Origin of the sequence: Parendozoicomonas verongulae, from assembly GCF_009711465.1 — a bacterium.
Taxonomy (GTDB): Bacteria; Pseudomonadota; Gammaproteobacteria; order Pseudomonadales; family Endozoicomonadaceae; genus Sansalvadorimonas; species Sansalvadorimonas verongulae.
Window position 1 is genome coordinate 1 of the sequence record NZ_SMME01000373.1, and the last position, 676, is coordinate 676.

The following is a 676-nucleotide window of genomic DNA, read 5'->3' on the forward strand; positions in this document are numbered from 1 at the left end:
CTTGTGGTCGTTGAGATGACTGGATTGGGAGAAAGACTGGTTGCACTGGCTACAGACAAAGGGTTTTTCCCCGGTGTGGGTGCGTTTGTGTCTGATGAGACTGCCGGATGTAGAGAAAGACTGGTTGCATCCATCCTGGTCACAGGCAAAGGGTTTTTCCCCTGTATGGGTGCGCTTGTGGGTGATGAGATGACCGGATCGGATGAAAGACCAGTTGCACTGGTCACAGACAAAGGGCCTGTCCCTTGTTGATTCTATGCATATGCATCCGGGAGCTGTTCATGGGCCACTGATCGCTGTCAGACTGAGTCGGACTCATTTCAGTAAGAGTGCCATTTGTATCGAGTGCGCCCCCCCCTGCACTGGCACAAAAAGCACTCTGAAAGATATCATCCTGCAACAAATAAGATAACTCTGAAAATAGAGTGTCATCCTGCTCCAGGTCCGAATACTCCGAAAACTCTGGAAATAGAGTGTTTAGAAGGGGAGGTGAAGAAGGAGGAGTACATAAGATATCAGGAGTTTCATCGTGATTGGAGATGCGACAAAGGGCAGATGGATTCCTGATCCATGTTGTGGCATCCGTTTCAACTGCCAGCTGATGTATAGCTGTTGATCCCGTGAGTGTTAACTGAGTTCTCTGTTCTTTTCCACGGCAATGCACAAGTTGGCGCTC

General features: G+C 49.1%; 1 protein-coding gene. It reads left to right on the forward strand.

Annotated elements, in window-relative coordinates:
* On the forward strand, positions 1–252 hold a 252-nt coding region (locus E1189_RS24420), incomplete at its 5' end, for a hypothetical protein (protein ID WP_230459869.1).
* Between the last annotated feature and the right edge of the window lie 424 nt (positions 253–676).